Source organism: Aeromonas sp. V90_14 (assembly GCF_029967615.1).
Lineage (GTDB): Bacteria > Pseudomonadota > Gammaproteobacteria > Enterobacterales > Aeromonadaceae > Aeromonas > Aeromonas hydrophila.
Genome location: NZ_JASCAS010000034.1, coordinates 45,579 through 67,760, shown reverse-complemented (window position 1 = coordinate 67,760; position 22,182 = coordinate 45,579). Strand labels below are relative to the sequence as shown.

17 protein-coding genes and 1 other annotated feature are annotated in these 22,182 nt (G+C 62.7%); of the genes, 10 read left to right on the top strand and 7 right to left on the bottom strand.

What is annotated here, in order from left to right; genetic code table 11:
- Window positions 1-65: 65 nt before the first annotated feature.
- On the top strand, window positions 66-824 hold the full coding sequence (locus QLG02_RS13890; RefSeq protein WP_282465445.1) for a transporter substrate-binding domain-containing protein: 759 nt from the start codon (window positions 66-68) through the stop codon (window positions 822-824).
- 46 nt (window positions 825-870) lie between these two features.
- Here the strand turns inward: QLG02_RS13890 and rnd are convergent, their stop codons facing one another.
- The 7 genes from rnd to QLG02_RS13855 form a co-directional block, all read right to left on the bottom strand.
- The gene (rnd, locus tag QLG02_RS13885) at window positions 871-1,983 is read right to left on the bottom strand and encodes a ribonuclease D (RefSeq protein ID WP_282465444.1); all 1,113 of its coding nucleotides are present in this window, start codon (window positions 1,981-1,983) and stop codon (window positions 871-873) included.
- 96 nt (window positions 1,984-2,079) lie between these two features.
- The gene (gene fadD / locus QLG02_RS13880) at window positions 2,080-3,756 is read right to left on the bottom strand and encodes a long-chain-fatty-acid--CoA ligase FadD (RefSeq protein WP_348994633.1); all 1,677 of its coding nucleotides are present in this window, start codon (window positions 3,754-3,756) and stop codon (window positions 2,080-2,082) included.
- Between the two features lie 198 nt (window positions 3,757-3,954).
- Window positions 3,955-4,821: an alpha/beta hydrolase gene (locus QLG02_RS13875; protein ID WP_282465442.1), complete on the bottom strand. Its 867-nt coding sequence runs from the start codon at window positions 4,819-4,821 to the stop codon at window positions 3,955-3,957.
- Between the two features lie 8 nt (window positions 4,822-4,829).
- Window positions 4,830-5,345, bottom strand: a complete 516-nt coding sequence (locus tag QLG02_RS13870) for a Slp family lipoprotein (RefSeq protein WP_011706059.1) — start codon at window positions 5,343-5,345, stop codon at window positions 4,830-4,832.
- 95 nt (window positions 5,346-5,440) lie between these two features.
- Complete coding sequence (gene tsaB, locus QLG02_RS13865) at window positions 5,441-6,142, bottom strand: tRNA (adenosine(37)-N6)-threonylcarbamoyltransferase complex dimerization subunit type 1 TsaB (RefSeq protein WP_282465441.1); 702 nt, start codon at window positions 6,140-6,142, stop codon at window positions 5,441-5,443.
- A 109-nt stretch (window positions 6,143-6,251) separates the two neighbouring features.
- The gene (locus tag QLG02_RS13860) at window positions 6,252-8,174 is read right to left on the bottom strand and encodes an ATP-dependent DNA helicase (RefSeq protein ID WP_024945368.1); all 1,923 of its coding nucleotides are present in this window, start codon (window positions 8,172-8,174) and stop codon (window positions 6,252-6,254) included.
- 67 nt (window positions 8,175-8,241) lie between these two features.
- Window positions 8,242-8,484 (bottom strand): hypothetical protein, encoded by a 243-nt coding sequence (locus QLG02_RS13855; protein ID WP_011706055.1) that lies wholly within the window; start codon window positions 8,482-8,484, stop codon window positions 8,242-8,244.
- A gap of 186 nt (window positions 8,485-8,670) precedes the next feature.
- Window positions 8,671-8,795, top strand: a sequence feature (His leader region).
- Window positions 8,796-8,823: 28 nt separating this feature from the next.
- Here QLG02_RS13855 and hisG point away from each other — a divergent pair.
- From hisG to QLG02_RS13810, 9 genes are all read left to right on the top strand, one after another.
- Window positions 8,824-9,720, top strand: coding sequence for an ATP phosphoribosyltransferase (gene hisG, locus QLG02_RS13850; protein ID WP_011706053.1), 897 nt, complete (start codon window positions 8,824-8,826; stop codon window positions 9,718-9,720).
- A 12-nt stretch (window positions 9,721-9,732) separates the two neighbouring features.
- Window positions 9,733-11,058 carry a histidinol dehydrogenase gene (hisD, locus tag QLG02_RS13845; RefSeq protein WP_282465440.1) on the top strand — a complete coding sequence of 442 codons (1,326 nt, stop codon included), beginning with the start codon at window positions 9,733-9,735 and terminating at the stop codon, window positions 11,056-11,058.
- On the top strand, window positions 11,055-12,125 hold the full coding sequence (gene hisC, locus QLG02_RS13840) for a histidinol-phosphate transaminase (protein ID WP_282465439.1): 1,071 nt from the start codon (window positions 11,055-11,057) through the stop codon (window positions 12,123-12,125). The genes hisD and hisC overlap by 4 nt, the downstream gene beginning before the upstream one ends.
- 15 nt (window positions 12,126-12,140) lie before the next feature.
- A complete protein-coding gene (hisB, locus tag QLG02_RS13835; protein ID WP_282465438.1) occupies window positions 12,141-13,292 on the top strand; it encodes a bifunctional histidinol-phosphatase/imidazoleglycerol-phosphate dehydratase HisB in 1,152 nt (383 codons plus the stop codon).
- Window positions 13,292-13,933 carry an imidazole glycerol phosphate synthase subunit HisH gene (hisH, locus tag QLG02_RS13830; protein WP_282465437.1) on the top strand — a complete coding sequence of 214 codons (642 nt, stop codon included), beginning with the start codon at window positions 13,292-13,294 and terminating at the stop codon, window positions 13,931-13,933. Before hisB ends, hisH begins: the two co-directional genes overlap by 1 nt.
- Before the next feature lie 5 nt (window positions 13,934-13,938).
- On the top strand, window positions 13,939-14,682 hold the full coding sequence (hisA, locus tag QLG02_RS13825) for a 1-(5-phosphoribosyl)-5-[(5-phosphoribosylamino)methylideneamino]imidazole-4-carboxamide isomerase (RefSeq protein WP_029300840.1): 744 nt from the start codon (window positions 13,939-13,941) through the stop codon (window positions 14,680-14,682).
- A 165-nt stretch (window positions 14,683-14,847) separates the two neighbouring features.
- Window positions 14,848-15,957 carry a two-component system response regulator gene (locus QLG02_RS13820; RefSeq protein ID WP_016350784.1) on the top strand — a complete coding sequence of 370 codons (1,110 nt, stop codon included), beginning with the start codon at window positions 14,848-14,850 and terminating at the stop codon, window positions 15,955-15,957.
- A complete protein-coding gene (locus QLG02_RS13815; protein ID WP_282465436.1) occupies window positions 15,950-18,103 on the top strand; it encodes a PAS domain S-box protein in 2,154 nt (717 codons plus the stop codon). The genes QLG02_RS13820 and QLG02_RS13815 overlap by 8 nt, the downstream gene beginning before the upstream one ends.
- Window positions 18,100-22,071, top strand: coding sequence for a PAS domain S-box protein (locus tag QLG02_RS13810; protein WP_282465435.1), 3,972 nt, complete (start codon window positions 18,100-18,102; stop codon window positions 22,069-22,071). Before QLG02_RS13815 ends, QLG02_RS13810 begins: the two co-directional genes overlap by 4 nt.
- Window positions 22,072-22,182: the final 111 nt, after the last annotated feature.

Below are 22,182 nucleotides of genomic sequence, written 5' to 3'. Positions count from 1 at the left end.
GGGCTGGTCAGCCCGACATTTCTATTCAATAATCAACAACAACCACGCTGAACAGGGACATCTCCGTGTACAGAGTCTTGTTGTTATGGTGTTTGTGCTGCTCCGCCTGGGCGCAGGAGTCGCTGCTGGTAGGCTGGTCAAGCTGGCACCCGTTCAGCTTTCGCGACGAACGGCAGCAACTGCAGGGGCTGGATATCGACCTGCTGGAAGCCATCTTCAACCGGGCTGGGTTTCACGCCAACTACAGCGAGATGCCCTGGGCCCGCGTGCTGCGCGAGCTGGAGTTCGGCACCATTCAACTGACCATGTCCGCCAACCAGACCGCCGAGCGCGACCTGTATGCCCGCTTTACCCTGCCTTATCGCAATGAAGAGACCGTGCTGCTCATCCGCCGTCAGGACAAGGGGCGCTGGCAGGAGATAACCCGGCTCTCCGACTTGCTCTCCCGGCCGGACTTCACCATCGGCCTGCTGCGTGATTTTGATTACGGCACCGATTTTCGCACCTTCATGCAGTCACCCCAGATGCAGCAGCGACTGCTGGTCAGGCTGAAAATGGAACCGCTGATCAAACTGCTGCTGGCCGGCCGGATCCAGGGGGTTGTCATGGACCCCATGGGGTTGCAGCAGCTCAATCTGGCCGGGCTCCCCCTCGATCAACTGACCCCCCTGCTCGACATCCAGCAGACCCCTGTCCACCTGATGTTGAGTCGCCGCACCACCACGCCACAACAGCTGCAACGGCTTGATGAGGCGATCCGGGCCCTGCTGCAGAGCCCGGAGTACGGGCAGATCCTGGCTCGCTACCGCTATCCGCTGCAGTAACACCGGCAAAAAAAGGGCCCCGAGGGCCCCTTTTTTTATCTTGTGATCACTGTGCCAGCAAGTGGCCAACCAGCTCATGGCGCCAGCCCTGCAGCAGCATCGGCTTGTCGGCCCGGGCGCGCTCTTCGTCGCTCATGCGCCAGCTCCAGGTAAAGTACTGGTGAATGATCTTCTTGCTGGCAACCAGCTCGGGCGGAATGTTGCTGGCCTTGGCCTTCTCTTCCACCATCCCCTTGATCCGCTTGAGTTCAGCCTTGTACTGGGGGTAGTCCACCAGCCGGCGAATGGGCTCGGGCCAGCTGTCGGGATCGCTCTGCTGAGCTGCGGCCACGATATCCAGCATCCGTTTGCCGTGGATCTTGATCTCGATGGGGGCCAGCCCCAGCTCGTTCAGATCGCGCAGCGAGGTGGGTCTGCGCTCCGCTACCTTGAACAGATGCAGCTCTTTGACCACGAAGTTGAGGGCCAGATCACGGCGCACCGCCTCCCGCTGACGCCAGGCGGCCAGCTCACGCAGGATAGCCAGCTCGCGGCGCCCCAGTTGCCAGGCATTGACGATGTCGAGATAGGCCTGGCGGGGATCGCTGGTCTGGGTCTTGCGGGCGGAGTGGTTCTGGCACTCCTGCTCGAACCAGGCGAACTTGCCGCTCTCATGCAGCTTGGCCATCACCTTCTCGTAGAGTGGCAGCAGATAAAACACGTCGGCCGCCGCGTACTCGAGCTGACGGGGAGTCAGCGGGCGCGCCAGCCAGTCGGTGCGGGCCTGATCCTTTTCCAGCTCCACCGCGAGAAACTCGTTGACCAGGGCACCAAAACCGACCGATACCCCGTAACCCAGGAAGGCGGCAGCCAGCTGGGTGTCGTGCATCTGGTTGGGCAGATGGCCCGCCTGATGCTGAATAAGCTCCAGATCTTCACCGGAGGCGTGCAAGATGGCGATCTGCCCTGCCCGGCCGAGCCGTTGCCAGAGGGAGGAAAGATCCAGCGCCAGCGGATCCAGCAGTGCCAGATGCTCACCGTCATAGATCTGGAACAGGCCCAACTGGGGATAGTAGGTGCGGGTGCGAACGAATTCAGTATCGATGGCCAGGGGAACGTCGGCCAGGGAGGCGAGATACTGATCCAGTTCGGCTTGCTGTGAAATGAGTTGATAGTGCATCTGTGCCTGCGCGTTGATCAGGGCCAAAAGAAAAAACCGTGGGCTGACCCACGGTTTTGCATAACGACGGCATGCTGCTTGGCAGCGCCACGCCGGTTACTGCTTGGCAATCTCCTCGTCGCGCAGCACGCGGCGCAGGATCTTGCCCACATTGGTCTTGGGAAGTTCGTCACGAAATTCTACCAGTTTCGGTACCTTATAGGCAGTCAGATGTTTGCGGCAGTGAGCAATAATCTCGTCTTCCTGCAGCTTTGCATCTTTCTTGACCACGAAGATCTTCACCAGCTCGCCGGAGATCTTGTGCGGCACGCCGACGGCGGCCACTTCCAGCACTTTCGGGTGCAGCGCCACCACGTCTTCAATTTCGTTCGGATAGACGTTGAAGCCGGAGACCAGGATCATGTCCTTCTTGCGATCGACGATCTTGAAGAAGCCCTGCTCATCGCACACCGCGATGTCGCCGGTACAGAGCCAGCCATCCTGCATCACCTCGGCGGTGGCTTCCGGCCGCTGCCAGTAACCGCTCATCACCTGCGGGCCGCGCACCTGCATCTCGCCGGGTTTGCCAAGCTCGTGGATCACCTGACCTGCATCATCCACCAGCCGAATATCGGTGGAGCAGACCGGCAGGCCGATGGAGCCGTTGTAGTCGAGCAGATCATAGGGGCAGACGCTCACCAGCGGTGAACATTCGGTCAAGCCGTAGCCTTCCAGCAGCGGCGTATCGGTCAGCCCTTTCCACTGTTCGGCTACCGCCCGCTGCACAGCCATGCCACCACCTATGGTCAGCTTCAAGCGGGAGAAGTCCATCGACTGGAACTCGCCGTTGTTGACCAGCGCATTGAACAGAGTGTTGACCCCGGTGATGCAGGTAAAGGGGTACTTTCTGATCTCTTTGACAAAGCCCGGGATGTCGCGCGGGTTGCTGATGAGCAGGTTGTAACCGCCGATGCGCATGAACAGCAGGCAGTTTACGGTCAATGCAAACACGTGATAGAGCGGCAGCGCGGTGACCACGAACTCCTTGCCCCGTTCCAGCATGGGGCCGTATACCCCGAGGCACTGCTCGACGTTGGCGATGAGATTGCGGTGAGTCAGCATGGCCCCCTTGGAGAGGCCGGTGGTACCGCCGGTGTACTGCAGGAAGGCCAGATCGTCGTTGTTGATCTCGGGCTTGATGTACTGCAGATAACGCCCCTTGGCCAGCGCTTGGCGCATGGTGCTGGCGTGGGGCAGATTGTATTTGGGCACCAGCTTCTTGACGTATTTCACCACAAAGTTGACCAGGGTGCCCTTGGCCAGGCCCAGGTTGTCGCCCATGCGGGTCAGGATCACGTGCTTGACCGGGGTGTCGTAGACCACTTTTTCCAGGGTATGGGCAAAGTTGGAGACGATGACGATGGCCTTGGCGCCGGAGTCCTTGAGCTGATGTTCCAGCTCGCGCGGGGTGTAGAGCGGGTTGACGTTGACCACTATCATGCCGGCACGCAGGATGCCGAACACCGCGATAGGGTACTGCAGCAGGTTGGGCATCATCACGGCGACCCTGTCACCCTGACTGAGCTTGAGCTCGTTTTGCAGGTAGGCGGCAAAGGCGCGGGACTGCTCTTCGAGGCGACGGTAGGTAATGGTCTGCCCCATGTTGACGAAGGCAGGCTGGTCGGCGAATTCGGTCACCGACTCTTCAAACATTTCGACCAGGGAGCTGTATTGGTCTGGATTGATCTCGGCGGGCACCCCTTCTGGATAACGCTTCAGCCAGACTTTTTCCACGAACTTCTCCTGCATAACTAGCACCTGTGCGCTCACTGTGTTGCCTCCGTCCCTGTTCACATCCATTTCAAGCAGTTGTTTTAAGCTCATACTCTAATGCCGCCCATATTTACATAGGGCAACATCAATTAACAGCAAATTAACAACGGAAAAATGTGAGGGAGAAGACAAACCTGGAATTATTGAAAGCCGTCGATTCTACCGAATTTGACAAAATTTTTCGATATAAACCGCGGTCTCTGCCGAATTTTCCATATGAAAATGGTGGTTTCCTGCCAAAACGACCCGCTCTATCTGGGCAAACGCGGCATGACGCTGTTGCCACTGTGCCTGCAGGCTGGCAAAACCCTCTGCACCGGCGATAAACAGCACAGGACAGGCAATGGCCCGGATCAGCGCCTGGGCCTGCCCTTCGCTCATGCGCATGGGGGAGAGATCCCGCAAACGAGGATCACTGCGCCAATGCCAGCGCCCTGCCCGTGCTGCCAGCTGCCGCTCGCAGATGAGGCGTGCCGAATCCGGGCCAATGTCGGCCACCTTGCAGCGCGCCGCCACCGCTTCATCGATGGACGCAAAACCCTGAGAGGCTCGCTCACGGGTGCGACTGCGATTCAGGATGGCGCGGCGCAGCTGCTCCGGCACCGCCTCGTCAGGTTGGCTCAGAGGCCCAAGCCCCTCCAGCAGGATGAGTCGCTCCACCTGCCCGGGGAAGACCCCGGCATAGGCGGAGGCGATCAAGGCCCCGAGGGAGTGACCAAGCAGCGTGAATGTCGTCCAGCCTGCCGCCTGGGCGATCTGGTAGAGATCGTCCAGCCAGTCGACGAACACATAGGGCGTGCTCTTGTGATCCGAGTGACCGTGCCCCGGCAGATCGATGCAGACCAGCTGAAAGTGGGTCAGATAGGGGGCAAGGGGCACAAAGCTCGCACTGTTGTCGAGCCAGCCATGCAGCGCAACCAGCAAGGGTTTGCTCGTTTGCTCACCCGGCACCGGCTCACTCTCAAGCAAGGCCACCCGGCGGCCATCGGCCAGGGTCAGGAAGCGCTCCTGCAGCATGGTCTTCACTCCCGGTCCTAGCGGCGCAGCGGCCGTCTCGGCCAGTAGGGATCATAGAAGGGGTCGTAGAAGTAGGGATCCACATAGCGAACCTCCACCTCCTTGACCGGCGGCCACAGCTTGCTGCCCGTCACCTTGAGCACCGAGAAGCGGTATTTGTGCTCGCCTATCTGGCTGTCGAGCGGCTTGTCGATGGTGCCGAGCACCGTCAGGCTGCGTCCCTTGGCATAGAGGGTCGGGTCGACAAAGCCCTGCATGATGGCCAGAAAACGACCGGGGCTTTGCTCGGTCTGCTCCGGCACCCCGTTGGACTTGAGCGGCAGATAGACCACCTCGATGACGCTCTGATCCGCCTTGTTGTGTACCGCCGAGATGACCCCGCTCCAGCGGGCCGGTTTGCCCTCCAGGCCGGCAAGGGCCGGCTGGTAGGCCACCAGCTGGTTGGCGGGCTCATAGGCCAGCTCTTTCGGAACCGAGCTGCAGGCACCAAGCAAGATCCCTGCGGCCCCCATCACCATTGCACGCTTCAACATGTCACGCTCCTCTGGCCGGATGAAACCGGCCTGTCAACCACCCGCAATGGGGCATGTTCCCAGCGGCGTGAGCGACATGCCTGCCACTCCCGCCCTTATTCGCGACCCGGCAGCTTCTTCCAGGTCACCTTGTCACGCAAATAGACCGGGGTCGCCTGCTCCACCGCCACCGCCTCACCAGCCAGCCAGGCGCTGCGCGCCAGCGGCAGCATGTCTTCTGCCGCCGGGAAGCGCACCTTGCTCACCGCCAGCTCATCGGCAAGACCGCTCAAAATCTCGCCATAGGTCTCAAAACCGGTGCCGACGCAGGTCACTCGACCCGCCAGCTTGCCACGGACGTCAACCAGTGCCGCGGGATCGCTCACCACCTCGTCGCCCACCAGCTGCATGCGGCCATCGATCAGTTCATAGCGACCGAAATAGACCTCGTTCATCCGCGCATCGATGGCGGTCAGCACCTGTTCGGCGCCATCCAGACGATGGGCACCTTGCGCCATGGCGGCCAGGGTGGAGATGCCGATCAGCGGCACGCCGGCCCCAAACGCCAGGCCCTGCGCCACACCGATGCCAATGCGCACCCCGGTAAAGGAGCCGGGACCACGACCAAAGGCGATGGCATCGAGCTCATCCAAGGTTATCCCGGCGTCGTCCAACACAGCCTGAACCATGGGCAGGATCTTGCGGGTGTGATCCCGCGGCGCCTCCTCCCAGCGGGAGAACACCTGCTCCCCCACCAGCAAGGCGGCGGAGCAGGCTTCGGTGGCGGTATCAACGGCCAGGATCTTCAACTCGTTCATGCTTTCCAATCTCTATAAAATCAGTCAATTACATAATCTGCAAGCAGACAGTGCCGGCAGTTTTTCAAAATGTTGCAAGGCTTGGCCGGCCGTGCCAAGGCAAACACGATCACCGCCCGGCGAGCGCCTGCTGCTCGAAGAAATTCCCCAGCATCGCCAGCTCCCGGGTCCGTGGAATGGCGGGCAGACTCTTGATGAAGGTGGCGCCGTAGGGCTTGTTGACCATGCGGGGATCACAGATGACCAGTACTCCGTGATCACCGCGATCACGGATGAGCCGCCCCACCCCCTGTTTCAAGGCGATCACCGCCTTGGGCAACTGGATATCGGCGAAAGGATCGCCGCCCCTGAGCTTGCAGTCGTCCACTCGCGCTTTAAGCTGCGGATCATCGGGGCTGGCAAACGGCAGCTTGTCGATGATAACACAGGAGAGCGCCGCCCCCCGCACGTCGATCCCCTCCCAGAAGCTGCTGGTCGCCACCAGCACGGCGCGGCCATTCTCGACGAACTCCTTGAGCAGTCGCTGCTTGTTGTCCTCCCCCTGCAGCAGGACGGTGCGCCCGATCTCCCGGCGCAGCACCTCGGCCACCTGCCGCATTACCTGATGGCTGGTACAGAGAAAAAAACAGCCCCCCGGCGTCTTGTTGATGAGCGGGATCATCAAATTGGCCAGCTGCTCGCCACGGCCAAAGGCATTGGGCTCGGGCAGAAAGCGCGGCACGCACAACCGCGCCTGCTCGCCATAGTCGAACGGGCTGTCGAGAATAAGCTCGGCGCTGCCGGCCAACCCCAGCTCGGCTTTGAAGTGATCAAAGCGCATGTCCACCGTCAGGGTGGCCGAGGTAAACACCCAGGCGACCTCTGGGCGCAGCACCTCGGCACCAAAGCGCTCGGCCACCGACAGCGGGGTCAGGTTGAGGGTAAAGTGCAGCCGCGAGCAGTCGTACCAGTAGGAGAAACCGGTCTGGTTGATGGCCAGCACTTCGCCAAGGCGGGTGCGCAGCTCACTGATCCGCTCGAAACAGTGATCCAGCTGCTCGCCGCGCCCGAGCGCCAGTTTCAGCACTTCATAACAGAGTCCGAGGGCATCGTTGAGGCGGGCCAGCGCCTGGCCCCAGAGCGGCTGGCGCAGCATGTCACGGGTATTGCCGCGCCCACCGTCCACCCCGAAGGCGAGGCGCAGATCCTGGCTGGCGATGGCGAGCCGGTCGGCCGCCTTGCCTAGCTGGGCCATGTCGTGAGCCTCGGCCCGATAGGCGAGCTGGATATCCTGCGCCAGATCCAGGATGGTGCGGCTGCCCACCGATTTGCCGAAGTAGTTGGTGGCGATCTCGGGCAACTGGTGCGCTTCGTCAAACACGTAGACCTGCGCTTCGGGCACCAGCTCGCCAAATCCCGTGTCTTTCACCGCCATGTCGGCGAAGAAGAGGTGGTGGTTGATCACCACCACCTGGGCATCCATGGCACGGCGGCGGGCCACCACCAGATGGCAGTCGTCGTAATAGGGGCAGTCGCGACCGAGGCAGTTTTCATTGGTGCTGGTGACGTGCGCGAGGATCTCGGCGTTCTCCTGCAGTCCCGGAATATCCCCCACGTCGCCGTTGTCGGTGGCGGTGGACCAGGACTTCACCTTGACCAGATCATTGAGCACTTCCGGTTTTTGCAGGTGGGATTCGCTGAGCAGCCGGTTCATCCGCTCGATGCACAGATAGTTGCTGCGCCCCTTGAGCAGGGCCACCGGCGGGGTGTAGGAGAGCGCCCCCGTGATGGTGGGGAGATCCCGGTAGAAAAGTTGCTCCTGCAGGTTCTTGGAGCCGGTGCTGATCACCACCCGTTTGCCGGATTCCAGCGCCGGCACCAGGTAGGCGTAGGTCTTGCCGGTACCGGTGCCCGCCTCCACCAGCAAGCGACCATGCTCCTTGATGGCACGCGCCACCGCCTCGGCCATCTCCAGTTGCGGGGCACGGGCTTTGAAGCCGTCGATATGGCTGGCCAGAGGGCCGTCTGGCTTGAACAGGGTCTGGATGGTCAAAAGGGCGTCCCGCAGCAAAAGGGGACATTATGCCAAAAGTGTGGCAAAAGCGGGACTGATTCTGCGCCTAGACGAAGAGATCGATCTGGTGATCGGGATCCGGCTTGTGATCGTCCTCTTCAGGTGCCGGCTGATCACGCTTGGCCGATGGATAAGGCTGCTGGCGCTGCTGGGAGTCACCGTTGTCGGTGCTGGTCTTGCGCAGCTGATGCTTCTGGCTGATCTGGGTCACTTCCCGCTTGATGTCGTCACTGCTCGGGGCAGCCGGAGCCCTGGGCAGAATGGGGAATAACAGGTCCTGACTGGGCATGATGTCGCCTCCTCTGGCTCACCTTGTCTAGTTATCGACCAGAAAACCGTTTTCTCAACTTTAATCGACCAAATCACATTTTCCGGTTGCTTTTTCCGTCAAGGCAGGTAGTTTAAATCGGGCGTCAACTACGACATCTTATTTGTAAAGGATTGATTACATGCAGTTCACCAGCCTGAAGACTCATCACCACCATCATCATCCCGAATAGTCTTTCAGGAGGTTGACTGCTGGAAGACACTTAACTGGTGACTTCCAAAAGGACCGCAAGATTCATAAGCCCTCGGAAGCACTGACTTCCGAGGGCTTTTTCGTTTTTGACTAGAAGGAAATCGAGCAATGGAAACACAACGTCTGCGCATCGCCATGCAAAAATCCGGTCGCCTGAGCCAGGACTCCCAGGCCCTGTTCAAGAGCTGCGGCCTCAAGATCAACCTGCGCGAACAGCGCCTCATCGCCCATGTCGAGAACATGCCCATCGACATCCTGCGGGTACGCGATGACGACATCCCGGGACTGGTGATGGAAGGGGTGGTCGACCTTGGCATCATCGGCGAGAACGTGCTGGAAGAGGTGCAGCTCATCCGTGCCTCCCAGGGCCAGCCCTTTGCGGTCAAGACCCTCAAGCAGCTCGACTTCGGCGGCTGCCGCCTCTCTCTGGCGGTACCGGACGACGTCACCTACACCGGGCCACAGAGCCTCGCCGGCAAGCGCATCGCCACCTCTTACCCGGGGCTGCTCAAGCGCTTCTTCGACGAAAAAGGGCTTAGCTTCAAGAGCGTGATGCTGGGCGGCTCGGTAGAAGTAGCACCGCGCGCGGGCCTGGCCGATGCCATCTGCGATCTGGTCTCCACCGGCGCGACTCTTGAGGCCAACGGCCTCAAAGAAGTGGAAGTGATCTACCGCTCCAAGGCGGTACTGGTACAGGCGCCCAACCCCTTGTCCGATGCCAAGCAGAAGATCATCGACACCCTGCTGCCCCGCATTCAGGGGATGCAGCAGGCGCGCGAGAGCAAGTACATCATGCTGCACGCTCCCAAGGACAAGCTCGATGCCATCACCGATCTGCTGCCGGGCGCCGAGCGTCCCACCATCATGCAGCTGGCGGGCGAGACCAACCAGGTGGCGCTGCACGTCGTCTCCAGCGAGACCCTGTTCTGGGAAACCATGGAACAGCTCAAGGCGCTGGGTGCCAGCTCCATTCTGGTGCTGCCCATCGAAAAAATGATGGAATAAGGAAGGGACATCATGCAGACCCTGATCTGGAAGACCCTCTCCCCCGCCCAGCAGGCCGACGTGCTGACCCGGCCGGCCCTGAGTGACGAAGCCGACATCGGCGCCGTGGTGCGGGAGATCATCGCTGCGGTGCGCAGCCGGGGCGATGAGGCCCTGCGCGAGCTGAGCCAGCGCTTCGAGCGCGCCCCGCGCCAGCAACTGCAGGTGAGCGACGCCGAAATCGAGGCCGCCTGTGCCCGGCTGGGTGACGACATCAAGGGCGCCATCGAGGCGGCCATCGCCAACATTCGTACCTTTCACGCCGCCCAGGTGCAGCCAGTGGTGCGGGTGGAAACCCAGCCCGGGGTGGTGTGCGAGCTGCGCACCCAGCCCATCAGCCGGGTCGGCCTCTACGTACCCGGGGGCAGCGCGCCACTCCCCTCCACTGTGATGATGCTGGCTATTCCAGCAGCTCTCGCCGGTTGCCGTGAAGTGGTGCTCTGCACCCCGTCCCCGGCCAGCGACGAGATCCTGTTCGCCGCCCGCGCCTGCGGGGTCGAGAAGGTGTTCGCCATCGGCGGCGCCCAGGCCATCGCCGCCATGGCCTACGGCACCGAAACCATTCCCAAGGTGGACAAGATCTTCGGCCCGGGCAACGCCTATGTGACCGAAGCCAAGGGCCAGGTTTCTCGCGACTGGCGCGGCGCCGCCATCGATATGCCGGCCGGCCCCTCCGAGGTGCTGGTGATCGCCGACGAGAGCGCCAACCCCGCTTTCGTGGCGGCGGATCTGCTCTCCCAGGCCGAGCACGGCCCCGACAGCCAGGTGGTGCTGGTGACCACCTCGCCGCTGCTGGCCGACGCCATCAACGGCGAGATCAAGCGCCAGCTGGCCAAGCTGACTCGCCGCGACATCGCCGCGCAGGCGCTGGGCAGCAGTCTGGTGATCCTCTGCGACGATCTGGAAGAGGCGTGCACCATCTCCAACGCCTACGCGCCGGAGCACCTGATTGTGCAGACCCGCGCTCCCCGTGATCTACTGGATCAGCTTGAGAATGCCGGCTCCATCTTCCTGGGAGCATGGACGCCGGAATCGGTCGGCGATTACGCCAGCGGTACCAACCACACCCTGCCCACCTATGGCTATGCCCGCACCTGCTCGAGCCTGGGCCTCGCCGATTATCAGCGCCGCTACACGGTGCAGGAGCTGAGCGAGCGCGGCATTCAGGGCCTTGGTCCCATCGTCGAGCGCATCGCCCAGGCCGAGGGGCTTGATGGCCACAAAAATGCCGTCACCCTCAGGTTGAACGCCCTGGCCGCCACGTCCCAACAAACAGCACAGCAGAAGGATTTGTCATGAGCATTGCCAACCTGGCGCGCCGCGTGGTGCGGGCCCTCACCCCCTATCAATCCGCTCGCCGCATCGGCGGCAAGGGCCACGTCTGGCTCAACGCCAACGAGGCGCCGCTGGCCTATCCCTTCACCATTGAGGGCGGCCGTCTCAACCGCTACCCCGAGTGCCAGCCGGCCGAGGTGGTGAACGGTTATGCCGCCTACGCCGGAGTCAACCCCGATCAGGTGCTGGTGAGCCGCGGTGCCGACGAGGCCATTGAGCTCTTGATCCGCACCTTCTGTGAAGCGGGTGAAGATCAGATCCTGATCTGCCCGCCCACCTACGGCATGTACGCCATCAGCGCCGAGACCTGCGGCGTCGGCATCGTCGAGCAGCCGCTGACCGCCAGCCGCCAGCCTGACTGGCCCGCCATTGCCGATCGCCTGTCCGACGTGAAGCTGGTGTTCCTCTGCTCCCCCAACAACCCAACCGGGGATCTGGTGGGCCGCGACGGTCTCATCGCCCTGCTGGAGAAAGCGCGGGATCGCGCCATCGTGGTGGTGGACGAGGCCTATATCGAGTTCTGCCCCGAGGCGTCCGTGGTTGACCTGCTGGCCCGCTTCCCCAATCTGGTGGTGACCCGCACCCTCTCCAAGGCCTTTGCCCTGGCGGGGATCCGCTGCGGCTTTACGCTGGCCAGTCCCGAGGTGATCGCCATGCTGGCCAAGGTGATCGCCCCCTATCCCATCCCCGAGCCCATCGCCCAGATCGCGGCGCAGGCCCTCTCCCCCATGGGACTGGAACTGATGCAGGAGCGAGTGGTGGAACTCAACAAGCAAAAAGCCGCCTTCAAGGCCGCGCTGGCAACCCTGCCCTGCGTGAAGGAGGTGTTCGAGGACAAGGGCAACTTCGTGCTGGTGCGCTTTGTGGATGGCGCCGCCGTCTTTGCCGCCATGAAGGCCGCCGGCATCATACTGCGGGATTTCTCGACCAAGCCTGGCCTGGACAACAGCATTCGGGTCACCATCGGCTATCAGGGCGAGATGGATGCCGTACTGGCCGTATTGCGTGACCAGCCCTCTCCCTCTTTTTAAGACAAGGATGTAGCGATGAAGACCCCGTTTTTGTTTATCGACCGCGACGGCACCCTGATTGAAGAGCCGGTCACCGACAAGCAGGTGGACAGCCTCGCCAAGCTGCGCTTCGAGCCCATGGTGATCCCGGTGCTGCGCGAATTGCAGGCCGCCGGCTACGTGCTGGTGATGGTGACCAACCAGGACGGGCTGGGCACCGCCAGCCTGCCGCTGGAGAACTTCCAGCCCCCCCACGCCCTGATGATGCACCTGTTCGAATCGCAAGGGGTGAACTGGGAGCAGGTGCTGATCTGCCCGCACTTCCCCACCGATGGCTGCAGCTGCCGCAAGCCCCACCTCGGGCTGGTGAAGGAGTACCTCGCCTCCGGTCGCATCGACTTTGCCAACTCCTTCGTGATTGGTGACAGACAGACCGATCTGCAACTGGCCGACAACATGGGCATTCGCGGCATCCGCTACCACCCGCAGGATCACGATTGGCTCGCCATCCGTGATCAGCTGCTCGCCAAGGGGCGCACCGCCGAGGTGGAGCGCTACACCAAGGAGACCCGTATCCAGGTGGCGGTGGACTTGGACAAGAGCGGCGGCAACCAGATCGCCACCGGCATCGGCTTCTTCGATCACATGCTGGATCAGATAGCCACTCACGCGGGCTTTCGCCTCAAGCTGAAAGTCAGCGGCGATCTGCACATCGACGATCACCACACGGTGGAAGACGTGGGGCTGGCCCTGGGTCAGGCCCTGCGCCAGGCCCTTGGCAACAAGCGCGGGATCGGGCGCTTCGGCTTCGTGCTGGCGATGGACGAGGTGCTGGCGGTGATCGATGGTCGTCCCCGCCTGGTTGACGGCGCCAATGACAGTGCCCAGGCCCCCTCGTTGACCGAGCTGGACGTGGCCACCGCGCTCGACTTGAGCGGCCGCCCCTACTTCGTGTTCGACTGCCCGAGCGGTTTTGGCCGCGACAGCGTGGGCGAGATGGCCACCGAGATGGTGCCCCACTTCTTCCGCTCCCTCTCGGACGCCATGGCCATCACACTGCAGATGAAGGTCGGCAGCGGCAACACCCACCACCAGGTGGAGGCGCTGTTCAAGGGCTTTGGCCGCGCCCTGCGTCAGGCCATTCGGGTGGAAGGGAGCGAGCTTCCCTCCAGCAAGGGAGTGCTGTGATGGATGTGAGCAAGCAGAAGCTGGTTATTATCGACACCGGCTGTGCCAATCTGGCCTCGGTCAGGATGGCGTTCGAGCGTCTCGGCGTGCAGCCGCAGGTCTCCCGCGAGGCTGCCGACATCGAGCGGGCGGACAAGCTGATCCTGCCCGGCGTCGGCACCGCGGTGGCCGCCATGAAGAATCTCAACGAACGGGGGCTGGTGCCCCTTATTCGCGCCGCCAAGCAGCCGCTGCTCGGTTTTTGCCTCGGCATGCAGATGCTGGCGGAGGCGTCCGAAGAGAGCATGGCTACCGATGGCAAGACCCATGCCTTGATCGATTGTCTTGGCATAGTACCGGGCAGGATCAAGCTGATGGAGGTGGGCAACCTGCGCCTGCCCCACATGGGCTGGAACCAGATTGAGCACGACGAGAGCCATCCTCTGCTCAAGGGGATCCCGAGCGGCAGCTACTTCTACTTCGTGCACTCCTATGCGCTGGAGGTGACCGAAGCGACGCTGGCGACCTGTGACTACGGCACGCCTTTCACCGCCATCGTGGGTGGGGTTGCAGAGCGCAGCAATTTCTTTGGCGCCCAATTCCACCCGGAGCGCTCCGGCGCGGCCGGTGCCCGCCTACTGCAAAACTTTTTGGAGCTGTAACAAGGATGATTATCCCAGCCATTGATCTGATTAACGGCCAAGTCGTGAGGCTCTATCAGGGCGACTACGGCCAGAAGACTGCCTACAGCGACAGCCCACAGGCCCGCTTCGACGAATATGTCTCCCAGGGGGCGGTGCAACTGCACCTGGTGGACCTTGATGGTGCCAAGGATGCCAAGGCGCGCCAGCTCCCCCTCATCGCCCAGCTGCTGTCGGCCACCGAAGCGCCGGTGCAGGTGGGGGGCGGTGTGCGCAGCGAGCAGGATGTGGCAGACCTCTTGGCCGCCGGCGCCAGCCGGGTGGTGATCGGCTCCACCGCCGTCAAATCGCCGGCTCTGGTGGCCAGCTGGATGGAGAAATACGGCCCCGAGCGCATCGTGCTGGCGCTGGACGTCAACATTGATGCCCAGGGCAATCGCCACATCGCGGTGGCTGGCTGGCAGGAGAACAGCGGGGTGACCATCGAGGCGCTGATCGAGCGCTTTCTGCCCGCCGGTCTCAAGCACGTGCTCTGCACCGACATCAGCCGTGACGGCACCCTCTCAGGCACCAATGTTGAGCTCTACCGGGATCTCTGCGCCCGTTATCCTAGCGTCGGTTTTCAGGCCTCCGGCGGCATTGGCGGCATCGAAGACATCGAGGCGCTCAAGGGTTCAGGGGTCAAGGGGATCATCCTCGGCCGCGCCCTGCTGGAGGGCAAGTTCTCGGTAGGGGATGCCATCGCCTGCTGGGGGAATGGCAGCCTGTAAGCAAGCCGCAGCATCGCCATCAGGACGTCGATTGAGAGAGAGGCTCCCTGCCGGGTCGTCCGGCCGGAAGCCTCTTCATCAAGGGGTAAATCGGGGTAAGTCCTTATTACTTGGTAACAATTGACTCTATACTCGAATTCACTGAGACAACGTCACGGAGGACCTATGTTTACATCTCACTCCGCCACCATCCTGATTGTCGATGACTCACCCGAAAATCTGATGGTGCTGACCGACCTGCTCTCTCCCACCTATCGGGTGCTCGCCGCCCAGAGCGGGGAGAAGTGTCTGCGGATCGCCACTGGCAAGACAATCCCGGACCTCATCCTGCTGGATGTGATGATGCCTGGCATGGACGGCTATGAGGTGCTCAAACAGCTGCGTATTACCCCTGCCACCAGTCGCATTCCGGTGGTGCTGCTCACCGCCCTCGCCGACCCCCAGAGCGAGGAGTACGGCCTGTCGCTGGGAGCCGCCGACTACATTACCAAGCCCATCAAACCGGCCATCGTCCAGGCGCGAGTGCGCACCCAGCTGGAGGCCAAACAGGCCCGCGACGGCCTGCAGAATCAGAATGCGGCGCTGGAGGCCGAGGTGGCACGCCGGATGACCGAGAACGACCTCATCCAGCAAGTTTCCATCCGGGCGCTCGCCCATCTGGCGGAGATCCGCGACCCCGAGACTGGCAATCACATCTTGCGCACCCAGGGCTATGTCAGGCAACTGGCCTGTGCGCTGGCCAGTCATCCCCGTTTTACCGACACCCTGACCCCCCGCTACATCGATCTGCTGAGCCGCTCGGCGCCGCTGCACGACATCGGCAAGGTGGGCATTCCGGATCAGATCCTGCTCAAGCCGGACAAGCTGACCCCGGCGGAGTGGCAGATCATGCGCACCCACGCCAAGCTCGGCAGCGACGCCATCGAAGAGGCCGAACGGGACATCGAACAGCCGCTGGTGTTTCTCACCCTGGCCAAGGAGATAGCCCACTGGCATCACGAAAAGTGGGATGGCAGCGGCTATCCCGACGGCCTGCAAGGGGACGCCATCCCGCTCTCGGCCCGCCTGATGGCACTGGCGGACGTGTTCGACGCGCTGATCAATGTGCGGGTCTACAAGGCGGCCATGCCTTATGAGGAGGCGCGCGCCCTGATCCTCTCCGGCAGCGGCCAGCATTTCGATCCGGATGTGGTGACGGCATTCGACAACCACTTCGAGCAGTTCGTCGCCATCGCCGAGCGCTACCAGGATGACAATGAGGCCAGACATGGCTGAGCAGCCCTCGTTGACCCGGGCCCATGTGCTCAACGTCGTGCTCACCTATGCCGCGGTGGCGAGCCTGTGGATCCTGCTCTCCGACAAGGCGGTGGAGTGGCTGTTCAGCACCCCGGCCCAGTTCGCGCTGGCCAGCACCATCAAGGGGTGGCTGTTCATCCTCATCACCGCCACCATGCTCTATACCATGCTGCGCCGGCGCATCGACCAGCCGACGGTGACCACTTCCCCTTCCCGGCGCCAGCTGCTGCCGTTCGTGCTGCTCAACGGCCTGATCCTGACCCTGACCGCCATGGCCATCGCCCAGAACATCAACCTGACCCAGGACAAGGAGGCCGCCCGGCTCGAGACCATTGCCGATCTCAAGAGCAAACGCATCACCGAATGGCTCAGCGCCCGGGAATTTGACGCCCACATTTTGTTTGAAAATCCGCTATATGCGGCCCTCTATCGCGAAGCCCAGGCCACCCGGGCCGGTCACGCCAACCTGATGACCAAACTGGACGAATTTATCTCCATTCGCCGCTTCAGTGCCGCCAGCGTGCTCTCGCCAGAGGGCAACCTGCTGTGGCACACCCCGGATGCCAGCGGCCTGAGCGCCCAGTTGCGCGCGGCATTGAAGGATGCCAAAAGCGGCAGCATCACCCGGGTCGGCCCCTATCTGGACGAACAGGGTCAAGCCCGCCTCGACTTTATCGCCCCACTCCCCATGGCAGGCGACAAGTCGCCTTTCATCGTGCTGCAGATAAGCCGCAGTGACTGGCTCAACAACATTCTCAAATCCTGGCCGGTGCCGGACAGCAGCGGGGAAGCCCTGCTGTTTCGCCGCAGCGGCGATCAGATCCAGTTTCTCAATGATGTGCGCTATCGCCCCGGTTCGGCTCTCACCCTGCATTTGCCCGTCAGCAGCAAGGAGCTGCTGGCAGCCCAGTTCCTGCAGCAGAGTCGCAATGAAGAGGGCAAGGCGCTCTTCTTTGGCAAGGATTACCGCAATACGCCGGTGTTTGGCACCGTACAGCCGGTCATGGGTACCGACTGGTATCTGCTGGCCAAGATAGACAAGGCCGAACTCACCCGGGCGGAGCTCAAAGAGAGCGTCTGGATCGGGCTCATTGGCCTGCTGGTGCTGCTTATCGCCAACACCGGCATCGTGCTGCTGCGCCAGCACACCCGGCTGCAGATGGCCGAGCAGGTTCGCCAGTCCCAGGCCGGCCGCCTGCAGGCGCTGCAACTGCTCTCCGCCATCGCCGACAGCTCGGAAGATGCCATCTTCGCCAAGGACAGAGAGGGCAAATACATCCTGTTCAATCGCGCCGCCAGCCAGTTCGTCGGCAAATCGGCCAGCGAGATGCTGGGTCAGGACGACATGGCCATCTTTCCCCCCGATCAGGCCCGCATGCTGATGGCGCTGGGTGAACAGGTGATCGCCAACAACCGGGTACAGACCCAGGAGGAGTACCTGACCCTGCCAGGCGGCGAGCGGGTGTTTCTCGCCACCAAGGGGCCGCTGCAGGACAGCGATGGCCAGGTGATAGGCATCTTCGGCATCTCTCGCGACATCACGGATTTCAAGCGGGCCGAAGCGGGCCTGCGCGAGCGGGAGGGGCTGTTTCGCGCCCTGGTGGAGCAGTCACTGGCCGGCATCTACATCATCCAGCAGGGCCAGCTCTGTTACATCAACCCAGGTTTTGCCCGCCTGTTCGGCTACGCCTCGACCGCCACCCTGCTCAAAATTGGCACCCTGCACGCCCTCGCCAGTCCGAAAGACAGCGCCAGGGTGGCTGAGCAGCTGCAGCGCTGCGAACAGGAAGACAGCGAGATCCACACCCGCTTCACCGCCCTGCACCACAACCACCAGAACATCGAGATGGAGCTCTATGGGCGCCGTGTCGATTATCGCGGCCAGCCTGCCGTGCTTGGCCTGCTGCTGGATGTCACCGAGCGCGAACAGGTCGAGCAGGCCCTGACCCGTCAGGCCAGCGAGCTCCGTCAGCAAAACAATGAACTGGAGCGGTTCAACAAGGTGATGGTGGACCGGGAGCTGGCCATGCTGGCCCTCAAGCACAAGATCAACGAGCTGTCGCTTCAGCTCGGGCAACAGCCCCCCTATCCGCAGGCCCCCACCCCGCCGGAGGAGTCCCTATGACGCGCTGGTCTTCACTGTGGCACCTTCGCCAACCCAGACAGCGCTGGGGTGTCTGCCTGTTGGCCGTGCTGCTGCCCGTGCTGATGCTGCAGATCCGGGTCCAGCTGCCCATCGCCTTTGGCGAGCGGCCGCTGCTGGTGCTGTTCATGCTGCCCATCACCGTCTGCGCCCTGCTCGGTGGCCTGCTGCCCGGCCTGCTCTGTACCCTGGTGAGCGGTCTGCTCACCACCTACTTCCTGCTCGCCCCGCTTCACGAGCTGCGTATCGGCGCCGGCCAGGATCTGGTGCAGTGGGGCATTCTGATCGCCAACGGCGTTCTTATCAGCCTGCTCAGCGCGGCCGTGCACCGCTCCCGCGCCCGGGAAACCCAGCGCTGGCAAGAGCTCAGCAGCATCCAGTCCCGCCTGCAACAAAGCGAGACCCGTTTTCAGGCCACCTTCGAGCAGGCTGCGGTCGGCATCGCCCTGGTCTCCCCGGATGGCAAGTGGCTGCGGGTCAACCGGCGGTTGTGCGACATGCTGGGCTACCAGGCCGACGAGCTGATGGGCATGACCTTCCAGCAGATCACCCACCCGGATGATCTCTTCATCGACCAGACCTATGTAGCCCAGATGCTGGCAGACGAACGTCAGCACTACACCCTGGAGAAGCGTTATCTGCGCAAGGGCGGCGAGGTACTCTGGATCACCCTCACGGTGGCGCTGGTCAAGGATCTCAAGGGGAAACCGGATTACTTCATCTCGGTCATCGAGGATCACCAGCAACGCAAGGAGACCGAAGAGGCGCTGCGCCGCAACGAAGGGATCCTGCGCGAATCCCAGCACCTGGCCAAGATCGGCAACTGGCGCTGGAACATCGCCGATGACAGCCACTTCTGGTCGCCGGAGATCTACCGCATCTATGGCCGCGATCCCTCCCTGCCCCCCGCCATCTACCCCGAGGTGAGGAAGTACTTTACCCAGGATGGCTGGCGCGCCATCGCCCAGTCGGTCGAACGCTGTCTGCAGGATGGTCTGCCCTACGAGTGCGATGCCGAAGTGATCCACGAACAGGGCGAACCAGTCTGGATCATCGCCCGCGGCGCCGCCCTGCGCGCCAACGACGGCACCATCGTCGAGCTGTATGGCACTGTGCAGGACATCACCGAACGCAAGCTGGCAGAGCAGCAACTGCTGCACAACCAGCAGGTGGCGCTCGATACCCAGCGCCGCGCCAGACTGGCGGCGCTCAACCTGATGGACGATGCCATCAGTGCCCGCATCCGCGCCGAAACCACCAGCAGTGCCCTGCGCGAGAGCGAGCAGCGGCTGCTGATGGCTCAGGAGGGAGCCCACGTCGGGATCTGGGAGTGGAACATGCAGGGTGGCCGGCTCTTCTTCTCGCCCGAATGCGCCCGCCTCTATGGTCGCAGCGCCGAACAGCTCAGCGAGTTCAAGCAGTGGCACAGCTGCCTGCACCCGGACGACAAGCCCCGCCTCGACAAGTTGCTGGCCGAGCTGCCGGCAAGTGGCAAACCCATCGAGATTGAATTTCGCATCCTCTTGCCAAACGGCGATGTGCGCTGGCTCAGCAGCAAGGGCAGCATCTACCGGGATGCCCAGCAGCGCCCGCTGCGCCTGCTCGGCATCCACCTGGACATCACCGAACGCAAGCAGGCCGAGCAGCAGTTGCGCCAACTTTCGCTCGCCCTGGAGCAGAGCCCGGATGGCGTCTTCATCACCGATACCCAGGCCCGCATCGAATATGTCAACGTCGCCTTCCTGGCCGCCAGCGGCTACCAGCAGAGCGAGGTGATAGGGCAGACCCCTTCCCTGCTGCGCTCCGGCCTCACCCCAAAGGCTACCTACATCGCCCTGTGGGATGCAATCAAGCGCGGCCAGCGCTGGCACGGCGAGTTCATCAACCGGCGCAGGGACGGCTCCCACTATCAGGTGCTTGCCACCGTCTCCCCCATTCGCCAGGAGAACGGGGCCGTGACCCACTATGTAACGGTGCAGGCCGACATCACCGAGAAAAAGCGGCTCGGCGAGGAGCTGGACCAGTACCGCTACCACCTGGAGGAGATGGTCAACGAGCGCACCCTGCAGCTGGCTCAGGCCCATCAACGGGCGGAGAGCGCCAACCGCGCCAAGAGTGCCTTCCTGGCCAACATGAGCCACGAGATCCGCACCCCGATGAACGCCATTTTGGGGCTCACCTATCTGCTCAAGCGCGATACGCCGGATCACACCCAGCAGGAGCGACTGGAGAAGATCGACAACGCCGCCCAGCACCTGCTCACCATCATCAACGACATCCTGGATCTCTCCAAGATCGATGCAGGCAAGATGGCGCTGGAGCAGAGCGACTTTTCCCTTACCGCCATGCTGGACAACGTCAGCGCCCTGATGAGCGAGCAGGCGCGCGCCAAGGGGCTCACCATCATAGTCGACATCGGCGATACCCCGGCCTGGGTACACGGCGACATCACCCGCCTGCGTCAGGCGCTGCTCAACTACGCGGCCAACGCCATCAAATTCACCGAGCAGGGCTCGGTCACCCTGCGGGTCCGGGTGGATCGCCCGCTTGCCGGCGGCTATCTGCTGCGCTTCGAGGTGGAGGATACCGGCATCGGCATCAGCCCGGAGCAGAGCGAGAAGCTGTTCCAGGCTTTCGAACAGGCGGATGTCTCCACCACCCGCAAATATGGCGGCACCGGCCTTGGGCTGGCCATCACCAGCCGGCTTGCCACCCTGATGGGCGGGGAAGTCGGGGTCACCAGCGCCCTTGGCAAGGGCAGCTGTTTCTGGTTTACCGCCCGCCTCGCGGTGGGTCAGGGCGAACCGCAGCAACCGGCAGCGCTCGAGCAGACGGTGCAGCAGGCCCTCTTCTTTGCCAACCACGCCAGGGTATTGCTGGTGGAGGACAACGCAATCAACCGCGAGGTGGTGCTGGAACTGCTCAACAACAGCGGCCTCATCATCGAGACGGCGGTCAATGGCCAGGAGGCGCTGGAGCGCGTCAGCCAGCACGCGTTCGATCTCATCCTGATGGACATACAGATGCCGCTGATGGATGGCTACAGCGCCACCCGGGCCATCCGGGCCCTGTCGGGCTGGGAGCAGGTCCCCATTCTGGCGCTGACCGCCAGTGCCTTCGAAGAAGACAGAAAGGCCTGCAAATCCGCCGGCATGAACGACTTCATCGCCAAACCGGTGACCCCCGCCAAGCTGTTCGAGGCGCTGCAGCAGTGGCTGCCCAGCAGCACGGCCGCAGCTCCCAGATACCAGCGGCGGACGACCGACCTGCTGACTGGTCCCCTCACCCGCCTGCAAAATCTGCCCGGGCTGGATCTGCAACAGGGGCTGGCGGCGCTGCAGGGCAACCAGAGCAAATACGTCGCCCTGCTGCGCCACTTTGCCAGCGAGCACAGCCAGGACATGCAGCAGCTGGAGAGCCATCTGCACGCTGGCGACAGGCCAGCCGCCAGCCGGCTGCTCCACACCCTGCGCGGGGTGGCCAGCACCCTTGGGCTGGTTGAACTGGCCGCCCAGAGCCAACAACTGGAGCAGGAGCTGGCCAACAACAGCCAGACCCTGGCCGAGCGGATGGCCCCCATTGCCCGCCTCCTCAGCGAACTGCCAAGTCTGCTGGGGGAGGAAGAACCCAGTCCCGCCGCGAACGCCGCGCCGCTTGGCAGCCACTGGCAGCAACAGCTGCTGCGCCAGATTGAGGAGTTGCTGGTGCAGAGCGACACCGCTGTGATCCCGCTATTTGAGCAGTACGCGGCCCCCCTGCTGCTCGCCTTGGGGACGCCAGGCGAGATCCTGGCTCGCCAGCTGAAAGTGTTTGATTTTGATGGTGCCCTGCTCACCCTTCGTGAGCTGCTGGCTGCAGATGGCTCTCAGCCAGGCTTGAGCGGCCAGACGCCTGCTGGCACCAGCCGGCATCAAGGGCCGAGCAAGCTGGATAAAGGGTTGAATCACTGAATAAAGTCGTGCATATAGTGGTACTCCCCCGAGTGAAGACGCCGCCCGTTTCGGGTCTCTTTTTCCCGCTCAGGAACCCGCTGTTAAAGCATGCAAGCCACCTTTTTCACT